General features: G+C 57.5%; 11 protein-coding genes. 7 read left to right on the top strand and 4 right to left on the bottom strand.

Annotation, left to right across the window (positions count from 1 at the left end; translation table 11 throughout):
* The first annotated feature begins 337 nt into the window (after positions 1 to 337).
* The 5 genes from AB4P92_RS11075 to AB4P92_RS11095 all read left to right on the top strand — a co-directional run bounded on the left by AB4P92_RS11075 (position 338) and on the right by AB4P92_RS11095 (position 5,567).
* Positions 338 to 1,027, top strand: a complete 690-nt coding sequence (locus tag AB4P92_RS11075) for an ABC transporter permease (protein WP_178120922.1) — start codon at positions 338 to 340, stop codon at positions 1,025 to 1,027.
* 21 nt (positions 1,028 to 1,048) lie between these two features.
* The gene (locus tag AB4P92_RS11080; RefSeq protein WP_150595073.1) at positions 1,049 to 1,942 is read left to right on the top strand and encodes a glycine betaine ABC transporter substrate-binding protein; all 894 of its coding nucleotides are present in this window, start codon (positions 1,049 to 1,051) and stop codon (positions 1,940 to 1,942) included.
* A 13-nt stretch (positions 1,943 to 1,955) separates the two neighbouring features.
* On the top strand, positions 1,956 to 2,609 hold the full coding sequence (locus AB4P92_RS11085; protein ID WP_042557618.1) for an ABC transporter permease: 654 nt from the start codon (positions 1,956 to 1,958) through the stop codon (positions 2,607 to 2,609).
* On the top strand, positions 2,606 to 3,763 hold the full coding sequence (locus AB4P92_RS11090) for a betaine/proline/choline family ABC transporter ATP-binding protein (RefSeq protein ID WP_395599363.1): 1,158 nt from the start codon (positions 2,606 to 2,608) through the stop codon (positions 3,761 to 3,763). The genes AB4P92_RS11085 and AB4P92_RS11090 overlap by 4 nt, the downstream gene beginning before the upstream one ends.
* A gap of 640 nt (positions 3,764 to 4,403) precedes the next feature.
* Positions 4,404 to 5,567, top strand: coding sequence for a type III PLP-dependent enzyme (locus tag AB4P92_RS11095; RefSeq protein WP_042557616.1), 1,164 nt, complete (start codon positions 4,404 to 4,406; stop codon positions 5,565 to 5,567).
* 40 nt (positions 5,568 to 5,607) lie between these two features.
* Here the strand turns inward: AB4P92_RS11095 and AB4P92_RS11100 are convergent, their stop codons facing one another.
* From AB4P92_RS11100 to AB4P92_RS11115, 4 genes are all read right to left on the bottom strand, one after another.
* Positions 5,608 to 6,486 (bottom strand): hypothetical protein, encoded by an 879-nt coding sequence (locus AB4P92_RS11100; protein WP_395599364.1) that lies wholly within the window; start codon positions 6,484 to 6,486, stop codon positions 5,608 to 5,610.
* A 45-nt stretch (positions 6,487 to 6,531) separates the two neighbouring features.
* Positions 6,532 to 8,748, bottom strand: a complete 2,217-nt coding sequence (locus tag AB4P92_RS11105) for an alpha-xenorhabdolysin family binary toxin subunit A (protein ID WP_395599365.1) — start codon at positions 8,746 to 8,748, stop codon at positions 6,532 to 6,534.
* 229 nt (positions 8,749 to 8,977) lie between these two features.
* On the bottom strand, positions 8,978 to 9,733 hold the full coding sequence (locus tag AB4P92_RS11110; protein WP_395599366.1) for a tetratricopeptide repeat protein: 756 nt from the start codon (positions 9,731 to 9,733) through the stop codon (positions 8,978 to 8,980).
* Positions 9,730 to 10,410 carry a Fe2+-dependent dioxygenase gene (locus AB4P92_RS11115; protein ID WP_150595076.1) on the bottom strand — a complete coding sequence of 227 codons (681 nt, stop codon included), beginning with the start codon at positions 10,408 to 10,410 and terminating at the stop codon, positions 9,730 to 9,732. Before AB4P92_RS11115 ends, AB4P92_RS11110 begins: the two co-directional genes overlap by 4 nt.
* 207 nt (positions 10,411 to 10,617) lie before the next feature.
* Between AB4P92_RS11115 and AB4P92_RS11120 the strand changes: the two genes are divergently transcribed.
* Positions 10,618 to 12,927, top strand: coding sequence for a TonB-dependent receptor (locus tag AB4P92_RS11120; RefSeq protein WP_395599367.1), 2,310 nt, complete (start codon positions 10,618 to 10,620; stop codon positions 12,925 to 12,927).
* Positions 12,928 to 13,160: 233 nt separating this feature from the next.
* Positions 13,161 to 15,689 carry a PepSY domain-containing protein gene (locus AB4P92_RS11125; protein WP_395599667.1) on the top strand — a complete coding sequence of 843 codons (2,529 nt, stop codon included), beginning with the start codon at positions 13,161 to 13,163 and terminating at the stop codon, positions 15,687 to 15,689.
* The last annotated feature ends 9 nt before the right edge of the window (positions 15,690 to 15,698 follow it).

Genomic DNA, 15,698 nt, shown 5'->3' on the forward strand with positions numbered 1-15,698 from the left:
TAGCCTGACGAGGCTGCGCTCATGGCTCGCTTTCAGACCGCTTTTTGCCGGTGCTGAGGGAGCTGCTTCTCGCGAACGTTTATTCCCGGCAGCCAGGCATGGCATGTGGCCGGGGTGGTCAATTTTGTTGGCTCAAATTCGGATGCCAGAAGTTCATAGCCAAGGCGCTGTGACGAGTCATAGCCCGCTATGGCGAGGAACAGCAACGCAGGATATGAGCTTATGGCGCCGAAGTTGGGCTAACAAAATTGACCACCCCGGCCACTGAACACGGGACGGCGTTCGCCGACTATAAAAAAGGAGTCCGCCTGTGGCTATCCGCTATGGCAAAGGGCTGATGGGAGGTGCGGTGGTCATCGCGCTCCTGGCCCTGCTGGTCCACTGGATCGGCATCAACACGATCGAACACTACCGCGACGATTTGTTGTTTTACCTGCAAGCTCATCTGATTCTTGTCCTCGCTTCGATGCTGGCCGCCCTTGTCGTGGGCATCCCCGCCGGCATCTTTCTCAGTCGCCCGACCATGGTTGGCCGCGCTGAACGCTTCATGCAAATCTTCAATATCGGCAACACCGTGCCACCGCTGGCCGTACTCGCGATCGCTCTGGGGATTCTGGGCATCGGCAGTGGCCCGGCGATCTTCGCTCTGTTCCTTGCTTCTTTGTTGCCGATTGTGCGCAACACCTATGAAGGCCTGAAAAACGTCCAGGGTTCGCTCAAGGAAGCGGCCGTCGGCATCGGCATGACTCCGCGTCAGGTGCTGTGGCGCGTTGAACTGCCCAACGCTGTGCCGATCATTGTCGGTGGTGTGCGCGTGGCTCTGGCAATCAATGTCGGGACGGCGCCGCTGGCGTTCCTGATCGGTGCCAACAGCCTCGGCAGCCTGATTTTCCCTGGCATCGCCCTGAACAATCAGCCGCAACTGCTGCTCGGCGCCGCGTGCACCGCGCTGCTGGCCCTGCTGCTCGATGGCGTGGTCACCCTCGCCAGCCGTCTATGGCTGGAACGCGGTTTGCGCCCGTCTTAAGGCCTCGGCAAAGGAATTCACATGAAACGACTTAGCTTTATCTTAGGCTGCGTCCTGCTGTTCGCAGGAATCGCACAAGCCGCCGACAAACCGGTTATCCGCCTCGGCGCCCGCGTGTTCACCGAGCAGACCTTGCTCGCCGAAATCACCGCGCAATACCTGCGCAGCAAAGGCTACGACGCGCAGATCACCGGCGGTCTGGGCAGCAACCTGGCCCGCAGCGCCCACGAAAGTGGCCAGTTGGACATGCTCTGGGAATACACCGGCGTGTCGCTGGTGGCCTACAACCATGTCACCGAAAAACTCGACAGCGCTCAGTCTTACGCCCGGGTGAAAGAACTCGACGCGAAAAAAGGCCTGATCTGGCTGACACCGTCCAAGTTCAGCAACACCTACGCCCTCGCGCTGCCGAAAAAAGTCGCCGAGCAATATCCGCAGATCAACAACATCAGTCAGTTGAACGAGGTGTTGCAGGCTGAAGCCAAGACCAATCACCTGGTGGCACTGGACACCGAGTTCGCTAACCGCTCGGACGGCCTGCTCGGCATGGTCAAGCTCTACGACATGAACCTGAGCCGCAAAAACATCCGCCAGATGGATGCGGGCCTGGTCTATACGGCGCTGCGCAACGGCCAAGTGTTTGCCGGTCTGGTCTACACCACGGACGGTCGCTTGAATGCTTTCGGCCTGAAGCTGCTGGAAGACGACAAGCACTACTTCCCCGACTACACCGCAGCACCGGTGGTGCGTCAGGCAACACTGGACGCCAACCCGAAACTGGCCGAGCAGCTCAAGCCACTGGCCGAACTGTTCGATGACGAAACCATGCGCCAGCTCAACGCGCGGGTCGATGTCGATCACGAAAGCCCATCTGCTGTTGCCGCCGATTTTCTGCGCCAACATCCGTTGAATTAAGGGAGGAAAAGTCATGGAATTTTTGAACGCCTTTTCCCATCTCGACTGGCAACAGGTGATGCACCTGACCTGGCAGCACATCACGCTGGTTGGCATCGCTGTCACGCTGGCGATCCTCGTCGGGGTGCCGCTGGGCATTCTGATGACGCGCTTCCCGAGCCTCGCCGGCCCGTTGCAGGCCAGCGCCACGGTGTTGCTGACCGTGCCGTCGATTGCGCTGTTCGGCCTGCTGCTGCCGTTCTACTCAAAGTTCGGCCAAGGCCTCGGCCCAATGCCGGCGATCACCGCAGTGTTCCTTTATTCACTGCTGCCGATCATGCGTAACACCTACCTGGCGTTGACCGGCGTTGAGCCGGGTATCCGTGAAGCCGCACGCGGCATCGGCATGACCTTCGGCCAGCGCCTGCGCATGGTCGAGTTGCCGATTGCGGTGCCGGTGATCCTCGCCGGTGTGCGCACCGCCGTGGTGATGAACATCGGCGTGATGACCATCGCCGCAACCATCGGCGCTGGCGGCCTCGGCGTGTTGATCCTCGCCTCCATCAGCCGCAGTGATATGTCGATGCTTATCGTCGGCGCGCTGCTGGTCAGTCTTCTGGCGATCTTCGCCGACCTGTTTTTGCAATGGCTGCAACGCTCGTTGACTCCAAAAGGATTACTCAAATGATCGAACTTCAAAACCTCAGCAAGACCTTCCAAAGCAACGGCAAAGATGTCAAAGCCGTGGATTCGGTGAGCCTGACCGTCAATGAAGGCGAAATCTGTGTGTTCCTCGGGCCATCGGGTTGCGGCAAAAGCACCACGCTGAAGATGATCAACCGTCTGATCAAACCGACCTCGGGCAAGATCCTGATCAACGGCGAAGACACCACCGATCTGGACGAAGTGACCCTGCGTCGCAACATCGGCTACGTGATCCAGCAGATCGGTCTGTTCCCGAACATGACCATCGAAGAGAACATCGTCGTGGTGCCGAAACTGCTCGGCTGGGACAAGCAGCGATGCCACGACCGCGCCCGCGAACTGATGAGCATGATCAAGCTTGAACCCAAGCAGTATCTGCATCGTTACCCGCGCGAGTTGTCCGGTGGTCAGCAACAGCGTATCGGCGTGATCCGCGCATTGGCGGCAGATGCGCCGCTGTTGCTGATGGACGAACCGTTCGGTGCGGTCGACCCGATCAACCGCGAGATGATCCAGAACGAATTCTTCGAGATGCAGCGCGCGCTGAACAAGACCGTGATCATGGTCAGCCACGACATCGACGAAGCGATCAAGCTGGGTGACAAGATCGCGATCTTCCGCGCCGGCAAGCTGCTGCAGATCGATCACCCGGACACGCTGCTGGCGCATCCGGCGGACGACTTTGTCAGCAACTTTGTCGGTCAGGACAGCACGCTCAAACGTCTGTTGCTGGTGAAGGCTGAAGACGCGGCGGACAACGCGCCGTCGGTGAGCCCGGAAACCCCGGTGGCCGATGCGCTGGAATTGATGGACGAGCATGACCGTCGTTATGTCGTCGTCACCTGTGCCGAGAACAAGGCGCTGGGTTATGTGCGTCGTCGCGATCTGCACCGTCAGACCGGCACCTGTGCGCAATATCTTCGCGAGTTCAACGCCACGGCGGCGTACGACGAGCATTTGCGCATCCTGCTGTCGCGCATGTACGAGTTCAACCGCTCGTGGCTGCCGGTGATGGATGCCGATCGGGTGTTCCTGGGTGAGGTAACGCAAGAGTCGATTGCCGAGTACCTGAGCTCCGGCAAATCTCGCGGCGGCAAGACCAGCATCATCTCGCCGGCTGAGGCGGTAGTCGCGTAAAACACGAAACCTGAGGGAGCGAGCCTGCTCGCGAATGCGCAATATCAGTCAACCATGATGCTGGCTGTGAAAATGCCTTCGCGAGCAGGCTCGCTCCCACAGGATCTGCGTGATTTTTTCCTCATTCGCCAACTGGAAAAGAATCTCAACACACGCCACTCGAAGAACACACCGACAAGCGCTTCACAAACAACCTAAATCCCCTTCATATGCACCTCTCGCCGCCAACGTCGGCGATGTTGCGCCCATCACACTTACCCGCGACTTAGCTGACAAAAGCAGCGAACGTGCAGGTATTTTTAACACTGCAAAGTTCGCGGGGAACATCTGCCCGTCATCTCGGTCGGCTACAAAGAGTGATATCCGCGTCGCACGTCAGAAGCGTGCAAAAACGCGACATTTTTAGTTGATCTCAGGTCCCTCACGCCCTAAAGTTCGCGCCGAACGTCCATGCTGGAAACGATCCATCCGGCTCAAGTACTGACGACGAGACAGCAAGGCCAAGGGAAAAAAGCTGCATTTCCCATGGCCTTTTTGCTTTCGGCGACATGCCTTGGGAAGTAGGCGAACCAAAGTGGGGATACGGAGGACGTTCATTTTTACCCATGTTTATTATTGTTTGCCCTTAGGAGTTCCCAGCATGTCGATCAACGTCGAAGATTATTTCGAGCGCGCCACTTTTGACAAAATGAAGGCGTTTGCCGACAAGCAAGAAACCCCGTTCGTGGTGATCGACACCGCGATGATCAGCCAGGCCTACGATGACCTGCGCGCCGGTTTCGAATTCGCCAAGGTCTATTACGCAGTCAAGGCCAACCCGGCCGTCGAGATCATCGACCTGCTCAAGAACAAAGGCTCGAGCTTCGACATCGCCTCGATCTACGAGCTCGACAAAGTGATGGATCGCGGCGTTAGCCCCGACCGTATCAGCTACGGCAACACCATCAAGAAATCCAAGGACATTCGCTACTTCTACGAGAAAGGCGTGCGCCTGTTCTCCACCGACTCCGAAGCCGACCTGCGCAACATCGCCAAAGCGGCGCCGGGCTCGAAAGTCTACGTGCGCATCCTGACCGAAGGTTCGACTACGGCTGACTGGCCTTTGTCGCGCAAATTCGGCTGCCAGACCGACATGGCCATGGACCTGCTGATCCTCGCCCGCGACCTTGGCCTGGTGCCTTACGGCATCTCGTTCCACGTTGGCTCGCAGCAGCGCGATATCAGCGTGTGGGACGCGGCAATCGCCAAGGTCAAAGTGATCTTCGAGCGCCTGAAAGAAGAAGACGGCATTGAACTGAAGCTGATCAACATGGGCGGCGGCTTCCCGGCCAACTACATCACCCGCACCAACAGCCTGGAAACCTACGCCGAGGAAATCATCCGCTTCCTCAAAGAGGATTTCGGTGATGACCTGCCGGAAATCATTCTGGAGCCGGGCCGTTCGCTGATCGCCAACGCCGGCATCCTGGTCAGCGAAGTGGTATTGGTTGCACGCAAATCCCGCACTGCCGTCGAGCGTTGGGTTTATACCGACGTGGGCAAGTTCTCCGGCCTGATCGAAACCATGGACGAAGCGATCAAGTTCCCGATCTGGACCGAGAAGAAAGGCGAGATGGAAGAAGTCGTCATCGCCGGCCCGACCTGCGACAGCGCCGACATCATGTACGAGAACTACAAGTACGGCCTGCCGCTGAACCTGGCGATCGGTGACCGGATGTACTGGCTGTCGACCGGCGCGTACACCACTAGCTACAGCGCCGTTGAATTCAATGGCTTCCCGCCGCTGAAGTCGTATTACCTTTAACTGACGCGTTAAATGAAAAGGCCCATGCATGGGCCTTTTTTTATTTGCGCAGCCAAGTCTCAAGTTGGTCAACCATGGCCATGAACGCGTCAGCCAGCTCCTTGGTCGCGGCCAATTTGAAATTCAACTCGCCCAGTTTCGACACGCGTTCAGCCCTTAATAACTCGTTGATCGCCGTGTCCATGTGCGATCCCGTTACCTCAAGAAACATACTGACTCGCGAACTCACGGACGCCAGTCCGTTGAACAAAGTGCCAATATCAGTTTTGTATTCTGCGGCCCGGATCACTGCATCCGCGGAAGAATAAGTGATATCCCAAAACGGCGTAGTGCGGGCTTCACGGAACAACTCCTGGACAACCGTTGGCTGGGCATGGCACTGGCAGGAGCGATGATCCATTGCCTTGGTAAACACCGACCTGAGCCCGAACGACTCGTCATGCACCTCGGCGATGGTGTATTTCAGTTGTTGAATCATCGCCCTGAGTTGATAAAACCGCAGTGCCAATTCGTGAACCAGGTCGGGTACATCATTAGGCGGAAGCAGCCTCCAGGTCGGCGACCGGGACAAACTGTACCCCTTGAAATCCACCTTGCTGAGGGGCTCACTCCTTGATGTACGACGGGTCATTTCCCGGGTCTCTTGCGCAAACGTATTGAGATCCGCGACGTAAGCACTGCACAGGATCCGAGCTTCTTTTGTGCGCTCCCAGAGTTCTTGCAAATAGCGCTCATTGAATCGGGCATTGTTCAGGCGCGAATCACTAGCCAATACCGCGGGTGCATGACCGCTGGCTTTTCGACGGGCAAATACCACGGGGATGTTGTTGAAGGTCGGGTGAAGAGAGCCGAGAAATCTTGTATAGCGATCCAGCACGCGCCGCTGCGCGGCAGAGAGGTCATAGGAAAGTATGTTCATGACTATTCAAGAAGCGATGGGCGCGCAGCCCACCGCCCCCACTCCTTATTGTTGAACAGACTTCAGATACCTCACGACTTCGGTGATCCGGGCAATCGCGGCATCGGCACGCTCCTCGACAGGTTGTGACTTGTCCTGCCTGAAGTCTTGGCGGAACGAGTCAAAACCGTTAACCAGATTCGAATACTCGTTCACATAGCCCCAACGACCCTCGTCCAGTTGATCCAGAGCGTTGACCAATTGAATTTTCCCGTCTGTCCGGGCGATGTCGCTTTTGTATTTCTTCAACTGCACCCGCAAGTCAGCGGCTTTATCCCTGAGCTTGTTGTAAGCATCCAGCATGTTCAGAAACGAAATCGCTTCACCAATACCGGAGATGATTTTTTTCAGGGTGTCGATCGCCAGCATTGCAATTTGAACCTGCGGCGGTGCCAAACCCAGGGCTTTGAGATTATCCAGCGTTAATTGCGCTTCCTGACCGATCTTCTCCACACCGGCTTTGGCGATCAGGTCGATCCCTTCGGATGCCGATTTCATCTGTTTTTCCAGATCGGTCAATTTCTCGTCGGATTTGACCTTCAGTGCTTCGGTTACATCCCGATCCTGTTGCAGTGTTGCAATCCATTGCTGCGAAGTGGCCCGGTCATACGCAGTACTCAGGCTGCTGCGAATGACTTTGAGGTCTTCATAACGCTCGGAGATCTTGTTGGAAGTACTCTTGAGTTCGTTTTCCATGTCTTCACGAACTTCTTCCACATCCTCGGGATAGGCAAGTTCGGCCTGATATCCTTTCAGCTTTTCTCGCGCACGCTCCAGATGAATGATGTCTGTCCGGGCCTGGCTACGCATATCAAATGTTGCTCTCTGAACAGCAATCGACAAATCATTCATGTTGCGGACAATGCCAGGCATATAGTTAAACTGTTCAAAAAGCATTTGCGCAGTGGTATTGCTTTTCTGCATGGCGGCCGAGTGAGCACGCAAAGCTGCCACATTGACTTGCGGATAAGTTTGATTATTTGGCAGCGAAAACATGATTCTCTTGCTCCTGAATGACTGAAATTTGTTTCCATGCTCTTTATCCGCTGCTGCAAACACGTCGAGCAGTTGATCAGCACTGGATTTGATCTGTTCCCACGGATCGATAATGGCGAGAATCTGATTCTTGAACCTGCGCAACGACGTGGCCTCATGCAGCGAATCGACCTCTTTGATGGAGGCCGTGATGTAAGTACTCAATGCATTCCATACCAACATCAGATTTTGAGTTGCAACTTCAGCTTCGATCGCTACATAGTCGAGGTTTTGCAAGTCATCCCGTATCTTGTTCAAAGAAGCCAACGTTTGACTCTTGCTGGCCATTTTCTGATTGGCAGCCTGTTGTTCGGCTTTGAGATTGTTGCGCTTCTTGCGGATCTCTTCTGCCTTTACGCCCTGATAGATACCGAGAATCAATCCTGCGACGTTAAAGGTCGCAGCAGCCGCGATGGCCTCCTGTACCAGTTGATCATATTGTTTATTGAGTTCATCAATCTCCTTCGAGCGCTGATCGATCTCCCCTTGCAGTACCTGAATGTCCGCCTGATAGGTATTCCTCGAAACAAACTCCAGACGCAGTTTGATCTCGGGCAAGACTTTCTCGCGCATGTCCTTGCCAAAGCTGTCCAGCTGCTCCCGGACCCGTTCAGCTTTCTGATGGCATTGCCTGACTTTGCCCAGCATGTCATTAAGGTAGGCTTTTATCTCCGGAACATCGCCCTCCGGCAACGCGAGATCAGGAAGATTGGGGATCTTTCGCTTGAGTTCCAGATACTGTTCAGGGGTACTTATATTGTGTTCTTCCAGGTATCTGGACACTTTGAGATCTTCATAGATCTCGACTATTCCGCTGCCTGTACGGATGATACTGCCGGCAAAAATCTTCAGATCGGTCCCCGTGAGCATGATTTTTTCACGCAACGGCGACCATCGTTTGGCGTGATCATAAGTAGTGCCGAATGTACGCAGAAAGTCTGCTGGCTTGAGGCCGAGGCCGCCGCTATCACCTGCGCCATAGTTCAAGTACGCAATAACATCCTGCAAGCGCACGGGCAAAGACAACCCAAGAACTTCATATTTTCTCAAACTGATAATCTGCTCTTTGGTTAGCTGAATACCGGTATCACGATTGTATTCATTACCCTCACCAAGCGAGGCGCTGATAAACACGGCAGGTGCTTTCGTGGCGTTTTCGACAATCTTGTTATCTATCCTGAATCCCATGAGAGACTCCTTGTCTGCTTTGGATATTATTAAAGTCAATTGCGATTCGAGCTTGTCGAGTTTTAGGTCAACTCGATCACGGCCATCGCAAAACAACCTTAGGACAACAAGATAAAAACCAACAAGCGCTTAAATATTAGCAATCACGACAACATAATTACTTACTCAAGTCATTAACGCCTGGCAAACCACTCACATCACTTAAATAACTAACGATAAAAACAAATCATTACGACGCCATCAACTGCGACAAGCGCAGCTTATAAGCGTCGGCCATTGCGCGAATGCGTAAGTGCGGTGCATTCATCAGCGATTCGCCTGCAACCCGCAGAAAGTTCGCATTGCCCCCCGCCAGCGCCTTGCGCAGCCAGACAAGGGCATCATCGATTCGGCCGTCGTCGGCGAGCATCGCCGCGTGACTGAACTGCCCACGAAAATCACCGCCCTCGGCCGCACGGCGATACCAATCACGCGCGGCCAGTGAATCCTGCGGACAATGGCGTCCCTCCTCCAGGTAACGACCCAGCAGATTCATTGATTTGGCGTGGCCCAACGCCGCAGCACGACGATACAAGATCAGGGCGTGCGCCTGGTTTTCGGCGATGCCGCGACCGGTGGCGAGCAGGTTAGCGAGGTTGTACATCGCCCAGTCCAGCCCGGCCTCGGCGGCGATTCGATAATGCTCCACCGCAACCGCAGCATCCGCCTCACAGCCCCAACCATGTTCGTTGCAACGGCCGAGCATGTTGCGTGCCATCAGATGCCCTTGCCCGGCGGCAATGCCGAACCAGCGCAGCGCCAAGGGTTGATCCTGCGCGATACCCTGACCATCGAGCAGGATCTGCCCAAGCAGCGCCTGCGCTTGGACAACTCCCTCGCCCGCCGCCAACAGAATCGCCTGCGCCGCACGACCCGGGCTCTCTTCAAGCATGGCGCTGAGCTGTTCGCCGTCGAGGACTTCCTGACGGCGCAGACGAAAACTCATACCTCGACCCAGCGCCGCAACAAGTTGTGATAAGTGCCGGTGAGGCGAATCAGCGAAGGGTGATCGGGCAGGTCTTGCGTGAGCTGCTGAATCGCCCCGTCCATCTCGAACAGCAAAGCACGCTGGCTGTCTTCGCGCACCAGACTTTGCGTCCAGAAGAATGAGGCGTAACGCGCGCCGCGAGTAACCGCGTTGACTTTGTGCAGGCTGGTGCCGGGGTAGAGCACCATGTCGCCGGCGGGCAATTTCACCTGTTGAGTGCCGAAGGTGTCCTGGATTTCCAGTTCGCCGCCGTCGTAATCCTCAGGTTCGCTGAAGAACAGCGTGGCCGACAGATCGGTACGCACCCGCTCGATGCTGCCCTTGGGCTGGCGCACGGCATTGTCGATGTGGAAATCGAAACTGCCACCGGCCGTGTAACAGTTCACTAACGGAGGAAACACTTTGTGCGGCAGCGCGGCAGACATGAACAGGGGATTCGTCCACAGCCGCTCGAGCATCGCCGCGCCGATTTCCTTGGCCAGCGGATGGCCTTCGGGCAATTGCAGATTGTGCTTGGCCTTGGCCGATTGGTAGCCGGCGGTGATCTTGCCGTCAGCCCAATCTGCCTGTTCCAGCGCCTCACGAATGCGCTGCACTTCGTCCTTTTCAAACAGACCGGGGATGTGCAGCAGCATGGCAATGTCACCTGATGGCAAAGAGGCGGCAATGGTATTGATTCTTATTGTCTGTGTAAAACCCACGGGACGAATGAACAGGTAAAAACCGTAAGGCCAAATTGTAAAGAATGTAAATTCAGTGCGAATAACAATATTTCGCAATTGATACGAATACCCGTTTACCCTATATTCCGCCGCCTCAAATCCTTGGGGAGGGGAATAAAAATGGCACGTCAACCCGCACAATTACCGGTCAGTTCACCACGTCTGCTCGCTTCTGCAATTGGCGTGGCAATCACCGCCGGTTCCGCCGGCCACATGGTGTTTGCCGCCGAAAAGACTGACAGCAAAGCCTCCGGCAATGCCATCGCCCTGGACGCTACCGCCATCACTGGCGAAGCGCAGGACTCGACGTCCTACCAGGTCGAGAAAGCCTCCTCGCCCAAGTACACCGCGCCGCTGATCGACACGCCGCGCTCGGTCACCGTCATTCCGCAGCAAGTCCTCAAGGACACCGGCGCCCTGAACATGCAGGACGCCCTGCGCACCGTGCCGGGCATTACCTTCGGCGCCGGTGAGGGTGGCAACCCGCAGGGCGACCGTCCGTTCATCCGTGGCTTCGATGCCCAGGGCGACACCTACCTCGACGGCGTGCGCGACACGGGCTCGCAGAGCCGCGAAATCTTCGCCGTAGAGAACATCGAAGTCAGCAAGGGCCCGAACTCCGCCATCGGCGGTCGTGGCGCGGCGGGCGGCAGCATCAACCTGGTGAGCAAGAAGGCTCACTTGGGTAATTCGTTCGACGGTGGCTTCACCTGGGGCTCCGACCAGACTCAGCGTTACACCCTCGACGGCAACTACCAGTTCAGCGATACCGCCGCTGGCCGTCTGAACCTGATGAGCCACGAAAGCAACGTCGCCGGTCGCGACAAAGTCGATTACGACCGTTGGGGCATCGCGCCTTCCCTGGCCTTCGGTCTGGGCACCGACACTCGCGTCAACCTTGATTACTACCATCTGGAAAGCAACGACACGCCGGACTCGGGTATCCCTTACAGCTTTTCGAGCCCGCGCACTAAGTCCAATCCGGACAAGCCGTATGCCGGTGGCGACGACAGCAACTTCTACGGTCTGGATCGTGATTTCCGCAAGGGCCGCACCGACACCGCGACGTTCGCCATCGAGCATGACCTGAGCGACTCGCTGACCATCAAGAACACCCTGCGTCACGGCACCAGCATGCAGGATTACATCCTCACCCAGCCGGACGACAGCAAGGGCAACGTCAACAACGGCAGCTTGTGGCGTCGAGCGAATACGCGGGTCAGCAACACCGAGACCACCACCAACCAGACTGACCTGTTCGGCAATTTCTACGTCGCCGGCTTCAAGAACAGCTTCTCCACCGGTGTCGAATACACCCGTGAGCAAAGCCAGAAGTCTTCGTACAACGTCAACACCGACACTACGCCGCGCACCACCAACGTGCCGGCCAGCAGCAACTGCACGCCGGCGATGATTGGCGCATCGAGCGGCTACAACTGCACCTCGCTGTCGAACCCGAATCCGAACGATCCGTGGAATGGTGCGATTTCGCGCAACTACGCCGGCACCGACACCAAGGCCAACACCTACGCGCTGTATGCGTTCAACACCCTGGAGTTGTCCGAGCAGTGGCTGGTGAACATGGGGCTGCGGTACGACCACTTCGACACTGAATACAAAACCTACACCGCCGCCGGCGCTACCACCGCCAAGGGCGATGACGTCAGCGAGTTCGTTACCGGCCAGTTCGGCGTGGTCTACAAGCCTGCGGAAAACGGCAGCATTTATGCGTCCTACGCCACTTCGGCCACCCCACCGGGCAACACCCTCGGTGAAGGCATGGACGGCAACCCATTGGGCGGCACCAAGGATCGCGCCGGCAATCTGCTGAGCAGCGACATGGAGCCGGAAACCACCAAGAACTACGAAATCGGCACCAAGTGGGACCTGCTCAATGATCGCCTGTCGCTGACCGCTGACATCTTCCGCACCGAGAAAGAAAACGCGCGTGTACAAGTCGACACCACCTCGTACGAGAACGCCGGCAAAACCCGCGTGCAAGGTGTCGAGCTGTCGGCCAGCGGCAAGCTCACCGACAAGTGGCAGGTGTTCGCCGGTTACGCCTTCATGGACAGCGAACAGGTTGACGGCGGCCCGCTGAACCGCGCCACCGACGGCAACCAACTGCCTAACACGCCGAAGAACAGCGCCAGCCTGTGGACCACTTACCAGGTCACGCCGAAGCTGACGATCGGTGGCGGCGCGTTCTATGTCGACGACGTGTTCGGCAACGTGGCCAATACCACCATGGTTGATTCGTACGTGCGTTACGACGCGATGGCTGCTTACAAGCTGACCAAGAACGTCGACCTGCAACTCAACGTGCAGAACCTGACCGATGAAACCTATTACGACAAAGCCTTCGCCACCCACTTCGCCAGCCAGGCAGCGGGGCGTACGGCACTGTTGAGCACCAACTTCCACTTCTGACGATGTGGGAACCTGTGGGAGCGAGCCTGCTCGCGAAAGCGGTGAGTCAGTTAAGTGGAGGCTGACTGACACGACGCCTTCGCGAGCAGGCTCGCTCCCACAAGGAATGCGCCGCAAGGCTTGGCCCCGTTCATTCAATTGAACGGGGCTTTTGTGCGTAATCAAGAAGCTTCTCGACAACCCACGGCATAATGCGCGCCGTGAAGACAATTTCCGAACGGACGGCGAGTGACGTGTTGAAGAAAACCCTGTTCCAGTTGCACTGGTTTTTTGGCATCACCGCAGGCCTGGTGCTGGCCCTGATGGGCATCACCGGCGCGGCCTATTCGTTTCAGGACGAAATCCTGCGGGCGCTGAACCCCTCGGTATTGCAGGTGGAAAAACAGGTCGCCGGCGTGCTGCCGCCCGTTGAACTGGTAGAGCGCATCGAAGCCACTTCGGGCAAAAAAGTCTCGATGCTGTCGGTGGAGACCGAAAGCGGCCACGCGGCAAAAGTATTCTTCACCCCGCCCAAGGGGGAACGTCGCGGTGAGATGCGCTACTTCGATCCGTACACCGGCGACTTCATGGGCGATGCCACCGGCCAGGACTTCTTCGGTCTGATGCTGCAACTGCACCGCTTCCTCGCCATCGGTGACACCGGGCGCAACATCACCGGCGCCTGCACGCTGATCCTGGTGTTTTTCTGCCTTTCGGGCCTGTACCTGCGCTGGCCTCGGCAGTGGAACAGCTGGCGCGTCTGGTTGACCCTGGACTGGAAGAAAAAGGGTCGCACCTTTAATTGGGACCTGCATTCGGTGGCAGGCACCTGGTGCCTGTTGGTGTATCTGCTGCTGGCGCTGACCGGGTTGTCGTGGTCATACGAGTGGTACAACAAAGGCCTGACCAGACTGCTTTCCGACGCTCCGCAAAACGAACGCGTGCGCGGCGGTCGCGGCCCGGCCCCACAAGGCCCGGCGCCAACCGCCGACTACGCCGCGATGTGGAGCAGCATCTACAGCGCCGCCGGTCCGGGCCTGTCTGCCTACAACATCCGCATGCCGCCGGTGGCCGGTCAACCGGCGACGGTGTTCTACCTGCTCGACAGCTCGCCCCATGATCGCGCGCTGAACCAGATCACCCTCGATCCAGCCACCGGCATCGTCAAACGTGTCGACCGCTATGCCGACAAGAGCTTGAAGGCGCAATTGCTGACCAGCATTTACGCGCTGCACGTTGGCAGTTATTTCGGCCTCGTCGGACGGATCATTATTACCGTCGCGGCGGTGTGCATGCCGTTGTTCTTCATCACCGGATGGCTGCTGTACCTCGATCGTCGTCGCAAGAAAAAGCAGATCAGGGAGGCGCGCAAAGGCTTCGAACCGCCGGCCGGCGATACCCCTGCGTGGCTGATCGGCTTCGCCAGCCAGAGCGGTTTCGCCGAGCAACTGGCGTGGCAGACCGCAGGCCAATTGCAGGCCGCCGGGTTGCCGGTGAAAGTGCAGCCGCTGGCGAATGTCAGCGAGAAGGATTTGCGTAAGTCGAGCAATGCGCTGTTTGTCGTCAGCACGTTTGGCGACGGCCAGGCCCCGGACAGCGCCCGTGGTTTCGAGCGCAAGGTTCTGGCCAAAGCATCGACACTCGACAACTTGAGCTACGCCGTCCTCGGGCTTGGCGACCGTGAGTATCAGCACTTCTGCGGTTTCGCCCGACGCCTGCATCAGTGGCTGAGCGAGCACGGCGGCAAGCCCCTGTTTGCCCCGGTAGAAGTCGACAGAGGCGACCCATACGCCCTGCATCATTGGCAAACCCAACTGGGCTTGCTCACCGGGCAAGCACCGGTCGACACCTGGCAGGCACCGAGCTACGAAAACTGGACGCTGTTGCGCCGTGAACTGATGAACCCTGGCAGCAGCGGTTCGCCGGTTTATCTGCTGAGCTTGAGCGCACCGAACACCAGCAGTTGGCTGGCCGGGGATCTGGTCGAAGTGCTGCCACGCAACTGCCAGTGGGCCATCGAACACTTCCTCGACGGCCTCGGTATTCGTGGCGAGACGATTGTGAAAATCAACGGCCTCGAAGAACCTCTGGAAGTAGCACTGGCCTCGCGCCAACTGCCCGAGCACCGCGCGCATCTGGTTGGCCTGCACGCGCAGGCACTGGTCGATGCCATGGTGCCGCTGGCCATGCGCGAATACTCGATCGCCTCGATTGCCGCCGACGGTGTGCTGGAGTTGATCGTGCGTCAAGAACAGCACGCCGACGGCACGCTGGGCATCGCTTCAGGCTGGTTGACCGAGCATGCACCGGTAGGCGGCAGCATCAGCTTGCGGGTGCGCCGTAACAGTGGTTTCCACCTGCCGAATGAACCGGTGCCAATGATTCTGATCGGTAACGGCACAGGGCTGGCCGGTCTGCGCAGCCTGCTCAAGGCGCGCATTGCTGATGCTCAGCAACGTCAGTGGTTGCTGTTCGGCGAGCGTCATCGTGAGCACGATTACCTGTGCCGGGCGGATCTGGAAGAGTGGTTGATCAATGGCGATCTGGCACGACTGGATCTGGCGTTTTCGCGTGATCAGGCAGAGAAGGTTTATGTGCAGGATCGCTTGCGGGAATCGGCTGAGGAGTTGAAGAAATGGCTGGCGGAGGGTGCTGTTATCTACATCTGCGGCAGCCTGCAAGGGATGGCATCAGGCGTTGATCAAGTGCTCAACGAAGTGCTTGGAGCTGCTGAGGTTGAACGCCTGATTGAGCAGGGTCGTTATCGCCGGGATGTTTACTGACACCCCCAC

Origin of the sequence: Pseudomonas sp. A0308 (genome assembly GCF_044218815.1) — a bacterium.
Lineage (GTDB): Bacteria > Pseudomonadota > Gammaproteobacteria > Pseudomonadales > Pseudomonadaceae > Aquipseudomonas > Aquipseudomonas iridis.

Excerpts from the sequence above, each read along its gene's own strand:
- AB4P92_RS11115 (WP_150595076.1), bottom strand. The coding sequence starts at position 10,410 with ATGCTGCTGCACATCCCCGGTCTGTTTGAAAAGGACGAAGTGCAGCGC.
- AB4P92_RS11120 (WP_395599367.1), top strand. The coding sequence starts at position 10,618 with ATGGCACGTCAACCCGCACAATTACCGGTCAGTTCACCACGTCTGCTC.
- AB4P92_RS11085 (WP_042557618.1), top strand. The coding sequence starts at position 1,956 with ATGGAATTTTTGAACGCCTTTTCCCATCTCGACTGGCAACAGGTGATG.
- AB4P92_RS11080 (WP_150595073.1), top strand. The coding sequence starts at position 1,049 with ATGAAACGACTTAGCTTTATCTTAGGCTGCGTCCTGCTGTTCGCAGGA.
- AB4P92_RS11075 (WP_178120922.1), top strand. The coding sequence starts at position 338 with ATGGGAGGTGCGGTGGTCATCGCGCTCCTGGCCCTGCTGGTCCACTGG.
- AB4P92_RS11100 (WP_395599364.1), bottom strand. The coding sequence starts at position 6,486 with ATGAACATACTTTCCTATGACCTCTCTGCCGCGCAGCGGCGCGTGCTG.
- AB4P92_RS11105 (WP_395599365.1), bottom strand. The coding sequence starts at position 8,748 with ATGGGATTCAGGATAGATAACAAGATTGTCGAAAACGCCACGAAAGCA.
- AB4P92_RS11090 (WP_395599363.1), top strand. The coding sequence starts at position 2,606 with ATGATCGAACTTCAAAACCTCAGCAAGACCTTCCAAAGCAACGGCAAA.
- AB4P92_RS11110 (WP_395599366.1), bottom strand. The coding sequence starts at position 9,733 with ATGAGTTTTCGTCTGCGCCGTCAGGAAGTCCTCGACGGCGAACAGCTC.
- AB4P92_RS11095 (WP_042557616.1), top strand. The coding sequence starts at position 4,404 with ATGTCGATCAACGTCGAAGATTATTTCGAGCGCGCCACTTTTGACAAA.